Source organism: Actinomyces succiniciruminis, assembly GCF_900002405.1.
In the GTDB taxonomy this organism is placed as follows: Bacteria; Actinomycetota; Actinomycetes; order Actinomycetales; family Actinomycetaceae; genus Actinomyces; species Actinomyces succiniciruminis.
Genome location: NZ_LK995477.1, coordinates 1 through 2855, shown reverse-complemented (window position 1 = coordinate 2855; position 2855 = coordinate 1). Strand labels below are relative to the sequence as shown.

Annotated in this window: 3 protein-coding genes; all 3 read right to left on the bottom strand. The window is 74.4% G+C overall.

Going from position 1 to position 2855, the window contains the following annotated elements:
• Positions 1-101: 101 nt before the first annotated feature.
• Entirely contained in the window at positions 102-1088 is a 987-nt protein-coding gene (gene panC / locus BN1056_RS03455; RefSeq protein ID WP_210579091.1) for a pantoate--beta-alanine ligase, read from the bottom strand.
• A 173-nt stretch (positions 1089-1261) separates the two neighbouring features.
• Entirely contained in the window at positions 1262-2260 is a 999-nt protein-coding gene (locus BN1056_RS03450; protein ID WP_210579088.1) for a Rossmann-like and DUF2520 domain-containing protein, read from the bottom strand.
• A gap of 34 nt (positions 2261-2294) precedes the next feature.
• The gene (locus BN1056_RS03445) at positions 2295-2780 is read right to left on the bottom strand and encodes a DUF3180 family protein (protein WP_210579086.1); all 486 of its coding nucleotides are present in this window, start codon (positions 2778-2780) and stop codon (positions 2295-2297) included.
• Positions 2781-2855: the final 75 nt, after the last annotated feature.

The window sequence follows — 2855 nt, the reverse complement described above, 5'->3', positions numbered from 1 at the left end:
CGCGGGCTCGGGACTCGATGTCCGCGCCACGCCGACGCCACCGATCCCGGAGTGGCCTCGTGCCCCGGTCGATGCCCAGCCCTGCCGCGCTCGGTTCCGCCTCAGGGAAGGTCGATCAGCGTGTTGTCGATAAGCCGGGTGCTGCCGACGCGGGCGGCGACGGCGAGCAGCCCCTGGGGCGGCCGCGCACCGTCCGCCGCACTGCCCACTTGCGCGGAGTCCACAGGCTGATTGCGCGTCTCCAGGCCGAGCCCGGCCCCGGCCAGGTCGACGAAGGAATCCGGGTCGACGACGGCGACGTAATCGACCTCCACGCCCGCCTCGGCGTCGAGCACCTGCTGGGCGGCCGCACGCACCGCGGCGGCGTCGGCGCCGGTATGGGCGGCGGCACGCCCGGCCTCCAGCGCCCGCGACAAAGCGAGCGCATGGCCGCGTTCGGCGTCGGACAGGTAGGCGTTGCGTGAGCTCATGGCCAGGCCGTCGGCCTCGCGGCGGATGTCGACGGGGACGATCTCAACCGGGACCGCCAGGTCGCGCACCATGGCTTTGACGACGGCGAGCTGCTGGGCATCCTTGCGGCCGAACATGGCCCAGCGCGGCGCGGTCAGGTGCATCAGGGACAGCACCACCTGGCACACGCCGGCGAAGTGGGTCGGGCGGGTGCGTCCCTCCAGGACGGTTGCCAGCGGACCGGGGTCGATGCGCACCTGCGGGTCGCCGTAGGGGTACATGACCTCGGGGGTGGGGGCGAAGACCACCAGTCGCCCCACCGCGAGCGCGCCGTCCGCACCCGTCAGGACGGCGGCCAGGCCGTCCAGGTCCGCCTCCAGGGTGCGCGGGTAGGCGTCCAGGTCCTCCCCGGGCGCGAACTGGAGCGGGTTGACGAAGATGGTGACGACGACGGTGCCGTCTGCCCCGACGTGGCGGGCGGCCTCGCGCACGAGATCGAAGTGGCCCTGGTGGAGGGCACCCATGGTCATGACGACGGCGCGGGGGGCGTCGTCGCCGGCCAGGGCGGAGGCGAGTTCTTCGCGGGTGCGGGCCAGGGCGGTGCGGGTGGGAGTGTCGGGGGAGGTTGAGGCGGTCATGGAACCAACGCTAGATGATCCGCTCCGAGCGCAGTCACCAGGTTCGCCGGTTGGCCGAATAACGACCGGGAATGCCCGGCGCCAGGAGCGCGCGCGGCTGAGGCAGCTTCAAACGACCGCGATATGCAAGTACTGCCGACCTCGACGAGGACGACGCGGAGGGCCGGGGCGGGTTAGTCGGCGGGACTGGTGTTGGAGTCCCTGCCGGGTTCTGCCGGAGGGGCCGCGAGGGCTTCGCGCAGGGCGCGCACCTGCTGCTCCCCGAGTGCCCCGGTGGCCTCGCGGCGCTGCAACGTCGCCTCCGCCAGCGCCCGGTAGGTGGCGACGACGTCGTCCAGCGGTCGGCCATCCGCGTCGCGCAGCGCGGCCAGCGCCTCCAGGTGGGTGCGCACCGTGCCGGCGTCGCCGCGCGCCACCGGCCCGGTCAGCCCGGCCTCACCCTCCCGCAGGGCGCGGTCGAGCGCGGTGGACAGCAGCGGGGTGAGGGTGGCAGCCCCGCCCTCGACGCCGGCGGCGGCCAGGATGCGCACGGCCTGGTTGACCAGCGTGACCAGGTGGTTGGCGCCGTGGGCGAGGGCCGCGTGGTAGGCGGGGCGGGACTGCTCCGGCAGCACGAAGGGTTCCCCGCCCAGTTCGACGGCGAGTGCCTGCCCGATCGGCAGCACCGCGGCGGGGGCGGTCACGGCCATGGGGCAGCCGACCAGGCGGGCGACGTCGGTGGAGAAACCGCCGAAGGTCATGGCCGGGTGGATGGCGAGCGGGATGGCGCCGCAGCGGCGGGCGGGCTCGAGCACCGCGGTGCCGTAGGCGCCGGAGGTGTGAACCACCAGTTGGCCGGGCTGCCACCGCTTCAGGTCGGCCAGTCCCTGGACGAGGCCGGCCAGGGCGTCGTCGGGAACGGCGAGCAGCACGAGTTCGGCCCGTTCGACGATGTCCTCCACCTCCAGCAGGGGCACGCCGGGCAGCAGCAGTTCGGCGCGTTCGCGTGAGGCCTCGGAGACGGCGTGCACGCCGATGATTTGATGGTCGACCGAGCGCAGGGCGGAACCGAGTACGGCGCCGACCCGCCCGGCGCTGATGATGCCGACACCCAGCCTGCCGGGCCGCGGCGGCCGGGTCGGCGGGTTCGGGTTCGGTTCGGGGTCGGCGGGCGTGGCAGGGGTCGTGGACATGACGCGATGCTCTCACGGCGCGCCGGGGGACGGCCTAGGCGGCGCTGCCGCTCGGGGAGGAGCCGGTGTGCAGGTCATCGTCGTCGTCCTCGCCGATGGCGCACCAGTGCTCGACGATCAGGCCGACGCCGATCCACAGCACGCACGCGGCCAGGCAGGCGGCGGCCGACCAGGCCAGGGCGGTCATGGCCGGGGAGTCCAGGTGCATCAGCGCGACGACGAGCCCGCCGCCGTACACTCCGCCAACCACCGCCCCGACCCGGGACGATGCCTGAGCGGCGGCCGCGGTCAGGGCGGCGCCGGTGGGGGTGATCCAGGTGGGCTCATGCTCGCGCAGGCGGCGGACCGCCAGACCGGCGAGCAGCACAATCGCGGCGATCGCGATGGCGACGGCGGCGCCCCACGGCGTCAGCGAGACCGCCCAGCCGCGGTGGCGCAGCATGAGGTCGGAGGCCGCCCAGGCGAGGACGGCCGGCCCGGCGAAGCACGCGAGGACGGTCGTCCAGCGCGTGCGCCGCATCACAGGTCCCGGCCGTTGCGGCCGATGACGTCGTTCCAGGCCGGCGGCGCCGTCCACTCGCCCGCATCGGCACCA